This is a genomic window from Chondrinema litorale (genome assembly GCF_026250525.1).
In the GTDB taxonomy this organism is placed as follows: Bacteria; Bacteroidota; Bacteroidia; order Cytophagales; family Flammeovirgaceae; genus Chondrinema; species Chondrinema litorale.
The window spans coordinates 1,247,339-1,263,537 of the sequence record NZ_CP111043.1 but is presented as its reverse complement, the minus strand read 5'-3'; the positions used below and the strand labels follow the sequence as shown (position 1 = coordinate 1,263,537).

General features: G+C 36.3%; 16 protein-coding genes. 8 read left to right on the top strand and 8 right to left on the bottom strand.

Annotation, left to right across the window (positions count from 1 at the left end; all coding sequences use genetic code 11):
• Positions 1-537 precede the first annotated feature (537 nt).
• From OQ292_RS05185 to OQ292_RS05160, 6 genes are all read left to right on the top strand, one after another.
• Positions 538-909 (top strand): BlaI/MecI/CopY family transcriptional regulator, encoded by a 372-nt coding sequence (locus OQ292_RS05185; protein WP_284684992.1) that lies wholly within the window; start codon positions 538-540, stop codon positions 907-909.
• On the top strand, positions 906-2,708 hold the full coding sequence (locus OQ292_RS05180) for a M56 family metallopeptidase (RefSeq protein ID WP_284684991.1): 1,803 nt from the start codon (positions 906-908) through the stop codon (positions 2,706-2,708). The genes OQ292_RS05185 and OQ292_RS05180 overlap by 4 nt, the downstream gene beginning before the upstream one ends.
• A gap of 11 nt (positions 2,709-2,719) precedes the next feature.
• Positions 2,720-4,525, top strand: a complete 1,806-nt coding sequence (locus OQ292_RS05175; protein WP_284684990.1) for a M56 family metallopeptidase — start codon at positions 2,720-2,722, stop codon at positions 4,523-4,525.
• 120 nt (positions 4,526-4,645) lie between these two features.
• Positions 4,646-5,089, top strand: a complete 444-nt coding sequence (locus tag OQ292_RS05170; protein WP_284684989.1) for a DinB family protein — start codon at positions 4,646-4,648, stop codon at positions 5,087-5,089.
• 119 nt (positions 5,090-5,208) lie between these two features.
• Entirely contained in the window at positions 5,209-6,234 is a 1,026-nt protein-coding gene (locus OQ292_RS05165) for an RNA ligase (RefSeq protein WP_284684988.1), read from the top strand.
• Between the two features lie 49 nt (positions 6,235-6,283).
• On the top strand, positions 6,284-7,135 hold the full coding sequence (locus OQ292_RS05160; RefSeq protein ID WP_284684987.1) for a phosphatase domain-containing protein: 852 nt from the start codon (positions 6,284-6,286) through the stop codon (positions 7,133-7,135).
• Positions 7,136-7,481: 346 nt separating this feature from the next.
• On the opposite strand, the gene OQ292_RS05155 is transcribed toward OQ292_RS05160, so the two are convergent.
• Complete coding sequence (locus OQ292_RS05155; protein WP_284684986.1) at positions 7,482-8,660, bottom strand: Y-family DNA polymerase; 1,179 nt, start codon at positions 8,658-8,660, stop codon at positions 7,482-7,484.
• A 61-nt stretch (positions 8,661-8,721) separates the two neighbouring features.
• Here OQ292_RS05155 and OQ292_RS05150 point away from each other — a divergent pair, with 61 nt between their 5' ends.
• Entirely contained in the window at positions 8,722-9,861 is a 1,140-nt protein-coding gene (locus OQ292_RS05150) for an ISAs1 family transposase (RefSeq protein WP_284684985.1), read from the top strand.
• Here OQ292_RS05150 and OQ292_RS05145 read toward each other — a convergent pair.
• From OQ292_RS05145 to OQ292_RS05120, 6 genes are all read right to left on the bottom strand, one after another.
• Positions 9,856-9,966: a Y-family DNA polymerase gene (locus OQ292_RS05145; RefSeq protein WP_284684984.1), complete on the bottom strand. Its 111-nt coding sequence runs from the start codon at positions 9,964-9,966 to the stop codon at positions 9,856-9,858. The genes OQ292_RS05150 and OQ292_RS05145 overlap by 6 nt on opposite strands.
• A 4-nt stretch (positions 9,967-9,970) precedes the next feature.
• On the bottom strand, positions 9,971-10,414 hold the full coding sequence (locus tag OQ292_RS05140; RefSeq protein ID WP_284684983.1) for a LexA family protein: 444 nt from the start codon (positions 10,412-10,414) through the stop codon (positions 9,971-9,973).
• A gap of 161 nt (positions 10,415-10,575) precedes the next feature.
• Complete coding sequence (locus OQ292_RS05135; protein WP_284684982.1) at positions 10,576-11,343, bottom strand: L,D-transpeptidase family protein; 768 nt, start codon at positions 11,341-11,343, stop codon at positions 10,576-10,578.
• A 148-nt stretch (positions 11,344-11,491) separates the two neighbouring features.
• A complete protein-coding gene (locus tag OQ292_RS05130; protein ID WP_284684981.1) occupies positions 11,492-12,298 on the bottom strand; it encodes a 3-keto-disaccharide hydrolase in 807 nt (268 codons plus the stop codon).
• Between the two features lie 28 nt (positions 12,299-12,326).
• On the bottom strand, positions 12,327-12,674 hold the full coding sequence (locus OQ292_RS05125) for a DoxX family protein (protein ID WP_348970604.1): 348 nt from the start codon (positions 12,672-12,674) through the stop codon (positions 12,327-12,329).
• Between the two features lie 208 nt (positions 12,675-12,882).
• The gene (locus OQ292_RS05120) at positions 12,883-13,191 is read right to left on the bottom strand and encodes a peptidyl-tRNA hydrolase (RefSeq protein ID WP_284684979.1); all 309 of its coding nucleotides are present in this window, start codon (positions 13,189-13,191) and stop codon (positions 12,883-12,885) included.
• Positions 13,192-13,355: 164 nt separating this feature from the next.
• Between OQ292_RS05120 and OQ292_RS05115 the strand changes: the two genes are divergently transcribed.
• On the top strand, positions 13,356-13,907 hold the full coding sequence (locus OQ292_RS05115; protein WP_284684978.1) for a YceI family protein: 552 nt from the start codon (positions 13,356-13,358) through the stop codon (positions 13,905-13,907).
• 13 nt (positions 13,908-13,920) lie between these two features.
• Here OQ292_RS05115 and OQ292_RS05110 read toward each other — a convergent pair whose 3' ends face one another.
• On the bottom strand, positions 13,921-16,122 hold the full coding sequence (locus OQ292_RS05110) for a 7TM diverse intracellular signaling domain-containing protein (RefSeq protein WP_284684977.1): 2,202 nt from the start codon (positions 16,120-16,122) through the stop codon (positions 13,921-13,923).
• Positions 16,123-16,199 lie beyond the last annotated feature (77 nt).

The window sequence follows — 16,199 nt, the reverse complement described above, 5'->3', positions numbered from 1 at the left end:
CGAGAATTCTTATGATCGAATGGTTTCTTTTATGGTGAAAGAAGAAAACGTTTCAGACGAAGTAGTACAGAAGTTGCAGGAGATCATCAAGTAAAAATAAAGAAGAAGAATCATGATTGATTTTCTTTTTTACTGTGTGTTTGAGTTTCAAACAAGAACAATAAGCGGGCAGCGCTGTTTCGATATAAGATATAGAATTTAAATTTAACCAAGCTATGAAAGACCTATTCAACACATTCGGACTAATCCTATTAGTATTAACCTCCATGGCAGTCTTTGCCTTCCTCATTTTTTATGTAGACTTTATTTGGTTAGTGGTGTCGCAAGTAATTGTTTCTACCATTATTATGGTTTTTTGCATAAAACATTTTAGCTCTCATAGTTACAAGTAAATGTATGTAATTATTTGATTATCAATCTATTGATGTTTATTCTAATGGCTCTGTGTAAATCTTTTTAATGATATATAACTGCTATTGCAGGCAATAAACTGTAAATGCAGTTGCAAAACTGCTACTACAGTTGTATATTAGTGTTATGGAAAGATTAACACAAAAAGAGGAGAGTGTTATGCAAATCCTCTGGAAGCTTAAAAAAGGCTTCGTAAAAGATATAATAGATGAAATGCCAGAGCCGCATCCGCCATATAATACCATCTCATCGTTGGTGCGGGTTTTGGAAAAGAAAGGTTTTATAGGTCATACTGCTTATGGCAAAACCTATGAGTATCATCCCCTTGTGTCACGATCAGCTTATCTTAAAAGTACCTTTAAAGGCTTGCTTTCAGGTTATTTCGAAAATTCTTATGAGCGAATGGTTTCTTTTATGGTGAAGGAAGAAAACATTTCAGACGAAGAAGTACAGAAGTTACAGGAGATCATCAATAAAAATAAAGAAGAATCATCATGATTGATTTTCTTTTTTATTCCCTGCAATTATCAGTTTGTTTAGTGCTACTTTACCTGCCTTATCATTTCATTTTTAAGAAAACTACTTTTTACGAGTGGAATAGGTTTTACTTATTAGGTGCTGTATTATTTGCTTTGCTAGCTCCTTTAGGAGATTTTCAAGTACGACTCTCAGTTAGCGAAGATGTACAAAGTTTGAGAACTACATTTAGCGAGTCAAATATTTTCACAGAGAAAGAAGGGGAGTTTCTAGATAAATCATTAAGTGAACAAGTTTCCGTAACATCGCCCGAACAATCTATTTCAGCGAAACCAAACATCAAAACTGATATAGCTAATACAGATACTAATTGGCTATTGGTTGTCTACTTTGCTGGTATTGGATTATTTGCTTTGCTGTATTTTTTGAGATTGCTGAAACTGTTCTTATTAATTAAAAAAGGCAAGCAGTATCAACACCAAAATTTTACAGAAGTACAGCTTTCTGGCGAGAGCAAACAGGTATTTTCTTTCTTTGGTTTTATATTCCTTAATCGCACTCAGTTTACAGAATATGAACTAGCAACTGTACTCAAACATGAACAAGTACACATTCGGTACTGGCACAGTGTAGATATTTTGTTGATGGAAATTTTGCAAATCGTTTTCTGGTTTAATCCACTCTTTAGGCTTTACAATAAGTCGCTACAGAATGAAAATGAATACTTTGTAGATCAATTAGTAGCAGGTAAGCAAAGTACTTCTACCTATGCAGAAACCTTGTTACAGTTAGCTGTTTCTAAGCGCCCGATAGTTGGGCAAGCCTTTGCCTACATCCCCGTAAAACACCGAATTTTTAAACTTTTTCAAAGCCCATCACCCACTATGGAAAAATCTAAATATTTATCAGTCCTTCCGCTATTAAGCCTTTTGTTTATTTGCTTTTCTTGCTCTCTAGATATGTTAGATAAAGAAGCTTTTAATGATTTTACTGGTAAAAAAGTGAGCATGGTAAAAGCTTATTATACTAACCAACGGGCTACTGTGAAAAATAAAACAATGATAGGAGAAATTGTTTTTGATGAAAATGGAATAGTTGAAGACATAGAAGTGATGCATACCTTTCAAATGTTGGATAATGGATTGCCCCATTATTTCCCTTATTTTGTGAATGTTAAAGATATTCGGTCTAGGAAAATATTAAAAAGTGTAGATGATGATTTCTATCTTAAAAATGTACAATGGCTAGTAGTAAAAGATCCTGAATTGAGGAATTCAGATGTGTTATTGTATCGTGAGGAACTGAGTAAAATGGTCGAGTTTGAGAGGGAGATATACACCAATAGAACCTATGATGCGGAATCTTTTGTAAAGGAGAATGAATTGGTGAAATTCACTAAATACGAAAGAGTAAATGAAACTAGTAAAGAAACATTTAGTACAACTCTCAACTATAATGAACATGGGAAACCGGTTTATTTAAAAAGGGAAGAAATAGAGGTAGATAATGATGGAAGATTTCAAGTAGACTCTCAAATGACAGGGGTTCAGTTATCTTATAACCAAGCTGAGCAGTTGTCAACATTAGCCGTGTTTTCTGGGAAAGATAGTCCAGATAGTAGCCTATATAAAATTGAATTTCAGTATAATGAGCTTGATCAAGTTAAAGAAACTGCTCTCTACAATGGAGAAGGAATGCTTGTAAGAAAATTCCAATTTGCTTATAACGAAGCCGGCTATTGTACACAAGAAACAATGATTCGTAAGGGGACTGTCGCATTTACCGTAGATTTCGAATACGATTTTTATCCAGCCGAATAACTTGATTTACTATGCTTCTATTTTTTAATTATGCTTTACAGTCAGCAGTTTGTCTGCTATTGCTTTATCTGCCTTACCATTTCATTTTTAAGAAAACTACATTTTACAAGTGGAACAGGTTTTACTTATTAGGTGCTATATTATTTGCTTTGCTAGCTCCTTTGGGAGATTTTCAAATACGGTTCTCAGTTAGCAAAGAAGTACAAAGTTTGACAACTACATTTAGCGAGTCAAACATTTTCCCAGAGAAAGAAAGGGCGTTTCTAGATAAATCATTCGATGGAGATGCTTCCGTAACATTGTCCGAACAATCTATTTCAGCGAAACCAAATACCAAAACAGATACAGCGATTACAGATATTAATTGGTTATTGGTTGTCTATTTTACAGGTGTTGGAGTATTTGCTTTTCTGTATTTCTTGAGATTGCTTAAACTGTTTTTGTTAATCAAAAAAGGCAAGCAGTATCAACACCAAAGCTTTATAGAAGTAGGGCTTTCTACTGAGAGCAAACAGGTATTTTCTTTCTTTGGTTTTGTATTCCTAAACCGCACTCAGTTTACAGAATATGAACTAGCAACCGTACTCAAACATGAACAAGTACACATTCGGTACTGGCACAGTGTAGATGTTTTGTTGATGGAGGTTTTACAGATTGTTTTCTGGTTTAATCCACTCTTTTGGCGGTATAATAAATCACTGCAAAACGAAAATGAATACTTTGCAGATCAATTAGTAGCAGGCAAGCAAAGTGCTTCTAGCTATGCAGAAACCTTGTTGCAGCTAGCTGTTTCTAAACGCCCGATAGCTGGGCAGGCCTTTGCCTACATCCCCGTAAAACACCGAATTTTTAAACTCTTTCAAAGCCCATCTACCACCATGGAAAAATCTAAATATTTGGCAATACTGCCACTATTAAGTCTTTTGTTTGTCTGCGTTTCTTGTTCATTAGACGAGTTGGAAGAAACAACTATCGGTGATTTTACAGGAAAAAAAGTGAGTATGGTAAAGGCTTACTATACCGACCAACAAGCTGTGGCACAGAGTAAAATGGAAATAGGAAAAATTGCCTTTGATGAAAATGGAACTATTGAAGATATGGAGACTATATCTTTATCTGAAGAAGCTAACCATCCTTATTTGTCTTACTTTTTAAATAGCTCATTTAATTACGAGGAGTATCCGGCAGCGCTGAACCCAGATTTTTATACTCAGCAAATCCCATGGTTGTTGGTACACGACCCTCTAATAAAAGATTTACAAGTGTTTATATTTCGCAATTATCCGGATGAGCTTTCGGCTTATGAGGCAGATTTACTTGTTGGAGAAAACGATTATGAAATTCGTCCTATTACAGAAACAAAACAAAATGCTCGTACAAGAATATTTAGCAGCGATCGCAATTGGGAACCTATTACTTTTTCTGAAATAGATTTTGGTACAGATACTATTTTATTGGGAAAGGGAAGGTATGAGAAATTTTCGTTTTATAGTTCGTCTCAGCACTTTTTGCAAGTAGCTTATAATGAAGATGCACGTTTAGATAGCCTTAATTTTTTATCAGCAAGTACTTTTACAACTATAGCCTCTGGAGAGATTATAAAACCAGTGAAGACAGGGTTAAATATGAGATTTGTTTATAATGAAAATGAGCAAGTATCAGAAGTATCACTTCATAAAGGGAGTGGTGAATTTATAAGAAAGTACCAGTTTGCATACAACGAAGCAGGTTATTGTACTCAAAAGGCATTGATTAACCGTGAGGGAACTATAGAGTTTACTGTAGATTTTGAATATGAGTATTATCCGGCAGATTGAGTTGAGGTAGGCCTGGTTTAAATAGAAAATAAAAAGCATCTGTATCAAAATATTTTGGTATGGATGCTTTTTACGTGAAAGAAAAATCGGTAAATTTATCGATAGACAAACTTAGAAGCGATGGAGGAATTTTTTAAAGGACTGTTCACATACAGCCATTATTTCAATCAAAAAATAGCAGAAGTTATATTAGCCAATAATGCTAAAATGCCTACCCGTTCACTAGAATTGTTTAGCCATATGGTAAATGCCCATCATATATGGAATTGTAGAATTATGGGTGCAAATCCTCAAGTAAAGGTTTGGAGCATGCATCCATTGGAGGAGTTGATGGCAATGGATAATGAAAATTATAAAATCTCTCTGGATATTCTGACAGAGACCGAATTAAACACTTCTATTAGTTATAGCAACTCGAAAGGCAACCAGTTTGCGAATAGTGTGCAGGATATTTTATTCCATGTAAACAACCATTCAACACATCATCGAGGACAAATAGTTATGCTCATGAGGCAGCAAGATATTGAGCCCCCTGTTACCGACTATATTTTCTATAAAAGATAAGTCCTGATTTTTTTTACTGTAATGACCTATTGCATGGAAGTATCCATGCAGTATTTTTGTTATGTTACGCAAATGTTAACAATAACTCGTGCAAATATGTAAAGATTTAATTGAAGAAGATGACGATGCTTAAAGAACTTAGAAAACTGGAAGAAGAAGGAAAAGTTACATTAAAGGCAAATACACAAGATAGTTTGTTTATTGCCAATTATACACCTGTTGTACAGTATGAGCGCTCATGGGATGAGTTGCTAATGCAATGCCGTGGTTTAATTGTAAGTGAGTGTGGTGAGGTAGTGGCGAGGCCTTTTAGGAAGTTTTTTAACATAGAGGAGCATCAGCCAGAAGAATTACCAGATGAGCCTTTTGAGGTGTACGACAAACTCGATGGCAGTTTGGGTATTATGTATTTTGAAGAAGGCAACCCGGCAATTGCTACCAGAGGTTCTTTTATGTCTGATCAGGCGATTAAAGCAAGTGCTTGGCTACATACTAAATATAAAGCATATCTGCCCTCATTTCAAGAGCATCTTACTTATTTATTCGAAATTATTTACCCCGAAAACCGCATTGTGGTTAACTACGGCAAAGAAGAAAAGCTAGTGCTTTTGGCCATTATTGATACAGCTACGGGCGAAGATTTACCTATTGAAGAGTTTGATTTTCCGCACAAAGTAAAAAAATACGATGGGGTTAAGGAGATAAGCGATATAAGAAAGTTTGAAAATGACTTGAAGGAAGGCTTTGTGGTGAAATATCAATCGGGTTTTAGAGTAAAGGTAAAGTTTAGCGAGTATGTGCGCCTGCATAGAATTATTACCCAAGTTTCTAATAAAACTGTGTGGGAATATTTGAAAGAGGGTAAACCATTTGACGATTTGCTCGATCGTGTGCCAGATGAATTTTACCAATGGGTAAGAGCTACAAAAGAAAAGCTGGAGCAGGAGTTTAGTGAAATTGAAGAAGAAGCCATAGATACTTATCGTGATGATTTTCCTTCTAAAAAAGCTTTTGCACTTTGGGCACAAGAGCAGGAATATAGCCATTTATTGTTTTGTTTAGCTAATGGGAAAGACATGGCACCAGCTATCTGGCGAATGATTAAACCCAAATACGAGAAGCCTTTTACAGAAGAAGTGCAATGATGTTTTTACTTTTGAAGGGAATTAAGCAAAACCATAACAATCGCATTAAATGAAAATCCTGATTTTGAAAGGACTGCCGGCAAGTGGGAAATCGACCTGGGCAAAACAGTATTGTATTAAAAATAAGAGTTGGGTGAGGGTAAACCGCGACGATTTGCGCTACATGCGTGGCGAATACTGGATTCCTAAGCAGGAAAAACTCATTAACGATTGGGAAAATCACTGTGTGTTAGATGCGCTGGCAAAGGGTTATAATGTAATACTGGACGCAACGAATCTGAATAAGGCTAGAAATGAAGAGCGCGTAAAAATGTACCAAGAGTCATTTCCAGACCTTACTGTAGAATACAAATGGTTTAAGGCTGATTTAGAAGAATGCATTCGTCGCGATTTGCAGCGTAGTAATTCAGTAGGAGAGAAAGCCATTAGAAAAATATACGAGCGCTATTTAGCTCCACCAGTTAAAGTCTATGAAGAAGATGCTTCTTTAGAGCACTGTGTAATTTTTGATGTTGATGGCACTCTAGCAAAAATGGGCGATCGTGGGCCTTTTCAGTGGAACCGAGTAGGTGAAGACACATTGAATTTGCCTGTAGCTAATCTGGCAAAAACTTTACACAAGGCAGGTAAAAAAATTGTGATCATGACGGGTAGAGATGGCAGTTGTCTCGAACTTACCGAAAAGTGGTTGCAGCAAAATGAGATTAGTTACAATGCTATTTTTATAAGGCCAGCAGGTAATTTTGAGAAAGATTCAATAATTAAAAAGCAGTTATTCGAAGAAAACATCAGGGGTAAATACTATGTGGATTTTGTGGTAGACGATCGTGATCAAGTAGTAGAAATGTGGCGTAAAGAATTAGGGCTTACTTGTTTTCAAGTGGATTATGGTGATTTTTGATAGGCTAAGGTTTTGATATTTACAATTCTAAATCGATATAAATTGCTGGTAATCAAAAGATTGTACTTTTATCTTGATATAAAAGTACGGCAGCGGCCGACCGCCAAAAGATCAAGACTGCGAAAGTATTTTCTAAATTTTTTACGCTTTTGTTAAAATCTCCGAAACAGCAGCGGCTGACGCTCACTTCGTTCGAACAGCGGAGATTTTTTAACACAAATACTCCAAAAATTATTAACGAAAATGCTTTCTAGGTCGATTAATATTTTGATAATCAATTCACTATGATTTATAAACTCAAAAAAAATTTGACTAGAGTTATTTTTTGTGAAAGCCTCATGTTAGGCTATATCTTAATCACTAATAATTCTGAAATGCGCGTAGTATAGCGTTGCGAAAGGTTGTTTTGCCTCATTTTAAAAGGTTCTTGTGTGCCTTCTCTAGCTGTTTTTACTATACGAATTCCGTACTTTTCGGTGAGCTTGTCGCAGGCATCCATTATCTTTCTATGCTTGGGTGAGCTAAATGTGCTAAACAAATCTAGTTGCTGTTCTTGCCGTGGTGTAAAATCGGTGAGAGTAATCCCAGTCTTTTTATAGTAATATCCTTTCCTAAAAATCTTCTTTAGCGCATAACAAGCATACTGATTAATTACCAGTGTGCTATCTGTAGGGCAAGGTAAATGAATAGTTTGGCTGTTGTTGTATTGTGGCGTACCAAACTGAAAAGGGTTGGTCTCCAAAAAGACAGAAATAATAGAAGTACAGCCTTTTTGCCTGCGGAGTTTGCGGGCTGCATTAGCGCCAAAAGTACAGAGGGCTTCTTCAATTTCTTCGAAGGTTTCTAGTGATTTGCCAAAGGAGCGACTGGTGCAAATTGCCTTTTTGGGTGGTACGGCATCTTCCATCGAAATAGAAGGCTTACCGTGTAACTCTCTGTGAGTTCGTAAGCCAGTTACTGTCATTTGTTTGTAAACCCATTTTTCAGATAATGCTTTAAAGTCAGCGACTGTATTTACTCTGTGTCTACCTAGCATAGTTGCATAGCGATGCCCAATTCCCCATACTTCTGCTATTGGAATATTTCCGCAAATTCTGTCTGTAGTTTCCATGTCTTTTAGAAAGCAGCAACCATTGTATTCACTTTGTTTTTTAGCGACATAGTTGGCCAGCTTTGCCAGTGTTTTGGTGGAGGCAATTCCCACACCTACCGGAATTCCCACATACTGGTAAACCGTTTCTTTAATTTGTTTTCCATATGCTTCTAAGTCGAAAAAGCCATGTAAGTCTAGAAAAGATTCATCTATAGAATACACTTCTATGTCTGGTGTAAAAGTGCTCAATACCTGCATTACCCTGTCTGAAAAATCGCCATACAGCGTAAAATTGGCAGAAAATACAACAATCTTATTTTTGGTAAAGAATTGTTTTCGCTTAAAGTAGGGTTCTCCCATTCTGACACCCAATGCTTTGGCTTCGGGAGAACGAGCTATAATGCAACCATCGTTATTGGAGAGTACTACCACGGGAAGGGCAAACGCATATAAATGAAAAAGTTTTATCTTTCCAATAAATACTATTTTTCATATGCCTACTCCGAGCAGTCACCTATCGTCTTTATTACCAAAGCTATCTAATATTGAAGATTTCCGCATGGAACGCAACCAATTATATCCACTTAACGAAATACTATTTCTTACAGTTAGTGCGGTAATAAGTGGATGTAGATATTGGGAAGAGATAGCCGATTTTGGAGAGGAAAAATTAACATGGCTTCGTAAATATCTACCCTTTTTGCAGGGAACACCTTCGCATGACACCCTTAATCGTGTATTTTCTCATTTAGATTATACATCATTTGAGCACTGCTTTATCGACTGGGTTACAGAAGGTTTACTACTAAAAGAAGGAACAGTTATCAACTTCGATGGAAAAAAACTATCCCGTAGTGCTACTAAGAAAGAACAGCAACTACCTGGTAATCAAGGAGGTAAAGGTGCAGTACATTTAGTAGAGGCTTGGTGTAGTGAACTACAAATATGTTTAGGACAATATTATACAGATGATAAATCTAACGAGATAGTCAGTATCCCTGCTTTAATAGATTTGCTAGAGTTAAAGGGAACAGTTATCACCATTGATGCGATTGGATGCCAAAAAAAGATTACAGAGAAGATAGTTAAACAGGAAGCAGATTACGTGATAGGCTTAAAAGCTAATCAAAAGAAGTTACTTCATAAAGTGGAATCCTGTTTTGGTCACTCTGAGTTGAAAGCTGTGGATAGTTGGGATAAAGGACATGGACGGATAGAATGCCGTTCGTGTCGAGTATTACCTGCTCATCTTATAGGAGAAGAGTGCTTACAAGGTTGGACAGGATTAAGTACTATTATCGAAATATCCTCTTATAGAGAAGTAGTAGCTTCAGGTAAAGTAAGTCGTGAGCATAGATATTACATGAGTAGTTTACAGGGTACACCTGAACGGTTTAATCAAATTATTAGAGGACATTGGACGATAGAAAATCAATTACATTGGTCACTAGATGTACAATTTGGTGAAGATTTTAGTACCAAGAGAAAGGATAATGCTGCACGAAACTTTGGTGCTGTTCTCAGAATTGCTACCAGTTTGTTAAAATCTAATAAAGATACAGTTAGTCTCAATAGAAAAATGCTCAAAGCAGCTCGCTCTGATGAGTATAGAGAAACCATTATTAGATTATAATTTATATGCGTTTGCCCTTACTACCACGGGTTTATCAAAAAGGTCTGGTCTAAAAACCTTTTCACAACTTGCGTAAAAACTGTTGCAATCTACCAGTGCATACATAAAGTCAGAAATTTTGTATGGCAAATGTGACTACGCCCCAAATTTTTAAGTTGCTTTCCTTGGTTATTTCAATGGGTTTATAATCGGGGTTTTCTGGTTGTAGAATAATGCGTTTGCCTTCTTTAATTAATCTCTTTACAGTAAATTCTCCATTAAGGCTACCCACTACAATCTGGTTGTGCTTTGGTGTTACCGACCGATCTACAATCAAGATATTACCTTCGTAAATTCCCACGCCAGACATCGATTCACCCGATACTCTTACTAAAAAAGTAGAGGATTTATTTTGAATGAGAAACTCGTTTAAATCTATTTTCTTTTCAAGAAAGTCGTCTGCTGGAGAAGGAAAACCCGCCTGCACATAACATCCATATAATGGGACAACTTGCTTCTGATTAATTTCTGGTAAAAGTAAAACTACCTCTTCAGGGTCGATTATGTTTAACATACATAAATATGATTAAAAAATAAACATAGATGGATTTATTTTTAAACATAATGTAAAATTTCCTTACATCGTACTCAGCTTTAGACCAAGCGAGTATTTATTTCGATAAATGAGAAAAAGAAGGTTTAGAAAGAGAATTTCCAATAAGTTGAGTGAATATCTTAGTTATCTGTACATACGCGATGCTTGCCATCCGATAGAAAAGTGATATTAGAAAGTTGCTGACTTTGATTAAACAAATCGTAGTCTTTTTTGAGGGCTTCCCATAATGCTAGGTTTGCTGTTTCTGAGGCAAACTGTTCTTTAAGAGCATTATAGTTTTCTGTAGTAAGCTCAGTTGGGAAAATGGTAACAGGTATGTTTTGTTGCCCATTGTTTTTGGCCTCTATGCAATACAGATACAAAGCTTTTATTGGGTCATCTTGAATAGGCAAACAGCCAATAGTTACGCATGAGCCATGAATAAAAATATCTCCTCCCAAATTGCCTTGTCTACCAAGTATTCTGTCGGATTGGTTGGGGTAGTTAATGCCCAGTGAAAGATAAAATGTACTATAAGGATTAAATCGATCGATGTGGTAAAAGCCTTCAGGGATTTGTAAATCGCCTTGCATGCGTTTAGGCCCCAACTTGCCAGAGGTTTGGCAAACTTCAAATACTTTTAATAATTTAAAGCTTGTATCTGTTCGGTTTTTGCCCCACAATTCTAATTTTTTATCGGCTTTAAAAGCTCTGATATAAATCTCTAACTCTTCTGCTCGTACAGACTTTGTTGCCAGTACTTCTAACATTCTTTGTTCTTGCTCCGCATAAGCAGTTCTTACTCTTGGGTATCGCTTCTGCTCTTTCTTAAAAGAGTCATTCACCAAAGTACCGAACATAGAAAACCAGATGAGCCATGGAAATGCAAAAACGAGAGAGGTAAGCATAGGGATGATGTTCTTCAGGAAATTAAGTTTATTATTTATCTAAGCGTACTTATTACTACGCTTGTAGCTACTACCGGTTACAAAAAAACTTGTTGCTATTCTCCATAGAAGTTAACAACAAGTCTCGAATATCTCTAAAGTAAATTCTCTAAAAATCAGTATCAGCTTCTTTTAGATCGAGTTCTTTTATCCAGATATTTCGGTAAAGTACATCGTGTCCTTCGGCTTGTAGTTTAATGCCGCCGGGTCTGTCGGTAATACCTTTGCCGCCATCGTTGCCACCATCTAATCCAGAGTTAGGGCCGCCCCACACTTGTGAAATTTTTTGGTTGGTATGTGCTTTCTCACCATTAAAATACATAGTTACCATAGGTTGTTCTACGAGTTTGCCATTTGCATCGAAGCGGGCAGCTCTAAAAACTATATCGTAAGCATTCCATTTGCCTACACCATTGTAAGATGCATACGGAGAAGGGCTTTCGTTAATTACAGCACCCATACCATGTTCAGTTTTGTCGCCATCTAATACCTGAATTTCGTAGCGGTTTTGCAGATAAACGCCGCTGTTACCTCCCTTTTTTTCTATCAAAAACTCTACATGTAGCCTAAAATCGCGGTATTTCTTTTTAGTAACAATATCGGCTGCACCATACAAACCACCAGCAGAAGCAGGATCATTTGTGTTTACAGCAGTACCTCCATCTACAGGATCGTCTACAATTTCCCATTTAATAGGAAGCGAAGCTGAGAGTCTAGGTCCTTCCCAGTAAGTCCATTTTTTATCGAGCATTTTACGGCTTCCATCAAAAATAACTTCGGCTTTTTTAGGTGCTTTTACACCAACTCCTGTGTCGGAATCACTTTGTGCTGTACTGGTTTGCGAGAAGAAAAGTGTGATAATAAAAGATAAAAATAGGGTAGTTTGAGATAGCGTGTTTGCCAGTGTTTTTTTCATTTTCTTAGTTTTATAAAAATAATAGGGTTTAGGTATAAATATAAGCCCAGTAAATTAATAATCCCTGTAAAGGCAGTCGAATTAAAGTAATTATTGTTACTATGGCTTTGCCTTTCTTTTGCGCTTTTTGGAAATGGTAAATATTTGCAGGGAAAATGGCGATGAGCAAAGCGATAATACCCCAAGCTGCTAAAGCTCTATACGCAGGGAATAATAACAAGGCTCCCAATAGTATTTCTACCACTCCCACAAATAGGTTGGCTTTGTCGGGCATGGGAACCCACTTGGGCGTAATTCTTAAATACATGCCCGGGTTTATAAAGTGATTGATGCCTGCCAGTATGTAGATAGCAGCCATGATGTATAGGGTTGTCAAAGTTTTATGTTTAAAAAGTTAATTGGCGTATAAGAAGTATTTTATTTTAATCGATACAATTTTAACTATAGCTTGTTCATTTTTCCTTGATGAAAAACGAACCAAAAAATCAAGAAAATCTTAAGCTTCTCCACTCAACCCAACGCACCTCCCCGCCAGATTTTCAAGCCACCACTTTTAAAAATAACATTTTTCTTTATCCTAATCTTTAGGAGGGGGTCCACATTTTAAAGAAGCGGAATTGTTTGGAGTACTCTTCTCTGGGGCAAAAAGCCAGACATACTTCTTGGTTATCTAGTGCAGATTCGGTGAGTAAAACGTGTTTATCTTCTTTTTTGGCGTTTTCAAATTCCTTATCATTTACCGCACAAACCACTTTTTTAAATACCTGATTCATCCATTTTTGCATGTCTTCGTCTTGTTCAAATTTTTTAAAGCAAGCCAGTGAAGCATGTGCACAAATTACAGGAACAAGCCTGTCAGGTACGTTGCGCTTTACAAGAATGTACATTTTCATAAGCAGTAAAATTTATTAAGTTAGGTATACATCAAGTAAACATTCGTCTAAATCTGTGTGTTTTTAAATTAAGAATGAAACTTTACCTGAAATAAAAGGTATTGGAATGGAGTGCTTCGTAAGTATTGCGAAGAATTTAAAATCTCTACAAATTTAATTGAAACATGAAAAAAACTTTTTTAACACAGTTATTTACTGCTTGTCTGTTTATCGCTTTTACTTCTGTTGGTGTATATGCACAAGAGGTAACCCAAGCACAAGTTACCTTTAAAATTAGAAATGCAGGTATAGGCGTAGATGGTTCTTTAGGTGGCTTTAAAGGCGATATCAAATTTGATCCGCAAAGTCCTGAATCAAGTACATTGGAAGCAAGTGTAGATGTATCTACCATCGATACAGGCATTGGTATGAGAGATAAACATTTAAAGAAAGATGATTATTTTGATGTAGAAAAGTACCCACGCATCTCAATGAAATCTACTTCTATTAAATCTACTGGTGAAGGTAGTTACGAAGGTAAGTTCGATCTTACAATAAAAGATCAAACCAAAGAAGTTACCATTCCTTTTACTGTAGATGTAAGCGGAAATATGTATTCAATAAAAGGAAGTTTTGAAATAAACCGTCAAGATTTTGGTGTAGGTGGTAATAGCCTAACCCTTTCTGATGATTTAACTGTTTCTATTGAAGTAGAGGCAGAAGGAGCAGCACAATAGTATTTTGTGATTACTAAGAGTTGTGCAAAACCTTAACCGGCTCAACCTGAAAGCCAATAACCAATACATCGTCTATTTGAAGTTCGTTGTGATTTTCATTTTCGAGCCATTGCTCAAAAGTGTGCGACAGTATTTGGTGTTGGTCTTCCATAGGGAGTTCATGATTTTTAAATAGCAATTGTTTAAAGCGTTTGCTCATGAACTTCCTACCTTCATCTCCTCCAAACTGATCTTGAAAACCATCTGAGTAAATATAGATGTGGCAAGGTTTATCTATTTTAATTTCGTGGAGGGTGAATAGGCAATTTTCTTCGTTCTGCATTCCGCCAATAGGCATTTTGTCTCCTTTAATTTCATGCATTTCACCTTCATTCATATAGACCATGGGGTTTTTGGCTCCGGCATATTGTAGCGTATTGTTTTCTTCATCCCAAATACAAATAGCCATGTCCATACCATCGCGGTTTGCAGTTTCTTTTTGTCTTAAAGTTTGGCTAATGCCCAAATGCAAGTGATTTAGAATTAAATCTGCTTGAAGAATTTTGCGCTGTTTTACTACTTCGTTTAATAACTCGCTGCCAATCATACTCATAAAAGCACCGGGTACACCGTGCCCAGTACAATCGACGGCTGCAATTAGTTTTTTGCCTTTTACTTCTGCAAACCAATAAAAGTCGCCGCTTACATGGTCTCTTGGCCTGAAAAACACAAAAGAGTTCGGAAATGCTTTTTTGATGTTATTGAGTTGTGGAAGTTTGGCTTCTTGTATGCGCTTGGCATAGTTGATACTGCTTTGTATACTGCTGTAGGCTTCTTCTAGTTGGAGAGCTTGTTTTCTTATATTGTCGTGTTGTGCAGAAATTTGTTCCTTTTGAGCTTGTACAGTTTCTAATGTGGTGTTCAGTTCTTCATTTATCTGGTTGAGCTCTTCGTTTGCTTCTGAAAGTTTAATGGTTCTTTCTTGTACCTTTTTTTCTAGTTCTTCATTGTGTTTTTGCTGTATGCGTAGGTTCTTTTCTTGTAGTGCTTCTTTTTCTTGCTTAATAATTCTGTAACGGTCGCTCAATGCCAGAGATAGCAACATTACTTCCATAGCAGAACCTATTTCTGCTCCATGTGTGGTAAATAAGTTTACTGGTAATATGCCTGCATTTCGTAAAGTGATGAGAGAACCACCTAGCAAATAGAAAGTCCACGCAAATACATAGAATCTCGCATAGCGGTTTCCCTTTCTCCATGCTAGTATACCTGTTATAAGCAGAGAGATAGTTTGTAGTGAAACTACCGAGTTGGTTGCAGATGGTCTTATGTCGGTTACTACCAGAATAATTGCAATTATGGAGGCTATCATTATTCCTTTTAGTAGGTAGCCTGTCCAAGGAATGTATTTTTTTATTTCCAGAAAGTTAAGAGCAAAGCTACCTGTTGCCATTACCACAAGTCCCATAAAGATTCTAGTGAAATACATATTCCACCAAACCGATTCAGGAAATAGGTATTTGAAACTAAAGCCGGCAACCGTCATAAAAATACCTACTGTACAGATAATGGAAAGCAGGTAGTAGAGGTAGTTTGAATCTCTGAGTGTGATAAACACAAAGAGGTTGTAAAAGATCATGATTACCAATGCGCCACAATAGATGCCATAATAAAGGTGGCTATCCATCATGCTTTGCTGAAAAGCTGTTTCTTGCTTTACAGTAATTGGAAAAATAAGTGGGCCTTTCGTGTGTACTTTAAAAAAGCAACTATAAGTATTGCTATCAGGTAAATTCAGTCTAAATGCAAATTGATGACTTTTTATTTCTCCACGTGAATCAAAAGGTAAGCCTCTGCCTGTGTGTATTTCTTTCCAAGTTCTATCAGGTTTTTGCAGGTAAGCATCTAAAGAATCTAGTAAAGTATAATTAATGTGGAAGAGCCAATTGTTTGTTTCAGGATTTGTATTTTTTATATCTATTCTAATCCATGTTATATCTTTTGTATAGCCCATGTTAAGAATATCGCCATTCGGTAACTTAGTCCATTTTGTGGGTGGTATAGCTTTTATTTCATTAAAAGACAGATGCTCAGTGCCATCACTAATGTAGTGTACTTTTGCCTGTATGTTGAGTTTTTCGGGATATAGGTTGGTAGTATTGAAGGTTTGAGCAAAACTAGTACTCACACTTAAAAATAATCCAAGAATAAGCAGAAAGCATTTTATTAAAGACATGGCTGATTATTGGTTGTAAAAAATGCGATACAAAAAATATTTTTTGAGTGTGATATAATACTCAGTAAACGCATTTT

Bases quoted from the DNA above. Each gene is read 5' to 3' on its own strand.
- OQ292_RS05150 (WP_284684985.1), top strand. From the start codon at position 8,722: ATGCCTACTCCGAGCAGTCACCTATCGTCTTTATTACCAAAGCTATCT.
- OQ292_RS05165 (WP_284684988.1), top strand. From the start codon at position 5,209: ATGACGATGCTTAAAGAACTTAGAAAACTGGAAGAAGAAGGAAAAGTT.
- OQ292_RS05185 (WP_284684992.1), top strand. From the start codon at position 538: ATGGAAAGATTAACACAAAAAGAGGAGAGTGTTATGCAAATCCTCTGG.
- OQ292_RS05135 (WP_284684982.1), bottom strand. From the start codon at position 11,343: ATGCTTACCTCTCTCGTTTTTGCATTTCCATGGCTCATCTGGTTTTCT.
- OQ292_RS05110 (WP_284684977.1), bottom strand. From the start codon at position 16,122: ATGTCTTTAATAAAATGCTTTCTGCTTATTCTTGGATTATTTTTAAGT.
- OQ292_RS05175 (WP_284684990.1), top strand. From the start codon at position 2,720: ATGCTTCTATTTTTTAATTATGCTTTACAGTCAGCAGTTTGTCTGCTA.
- OQ292_RS05115 (WP_284684978.1), top strand. From the start codon at position 13,356: ATGAAAAAAACTTTTTTAACACAGTTATTTACTGCTTGTCTGTTTATC.
- OQ292_RS05130 (WP_284684981.1), bottom strand. From the start codon at position 12,298: ATGAAAAAAACACTGGCAAACACGCTATCTCAAACTACCCTATTTTTA.
- OQ292_RS05170 (WP_284684989.1), top strand. From the start codon at position 4,646: ATGGAGGAATTTTTTAAAGGACTGTTCACATACAGCCATTATTTCAAT.
- OQ292_RS05140 (WP_284684983.1), bottom strand. From the start codon at position 10,414: ATGTTAAACATAATCGACCCTGAAGAGGTAGTTTTACTTTTACCAGAA.
- OQ292_RS05180 (WP_284684991.1), top strand. From the start codon at position 906: ATGATTGATTTTCTTTTTTATTCCCTGCAATTATCAGTTTGTTTAGTG.
- OQ292_RS05145 (WP_284684984.1), bottom strand. From the start codon at position 9,966: ATGTATGCACTGGTAGATTGCAACAGTTTTTACGCAAGTTGTGAAAAG.
- OQ292_RS05160 (WP_284684987.1), top strand. From the start codon at position 6,284: ATGAAAATCCTGATTTTGAAAGGACTGCCGGCAAGTGGGAAATCGACC.
- OQ292_RS05120 (WP_284684979.1), bottom strand. From the start codon at position 13,191: ATGAAAATGTACATTCTTGTAAAGCGCAACGTACCTGACAGGCTTGTT.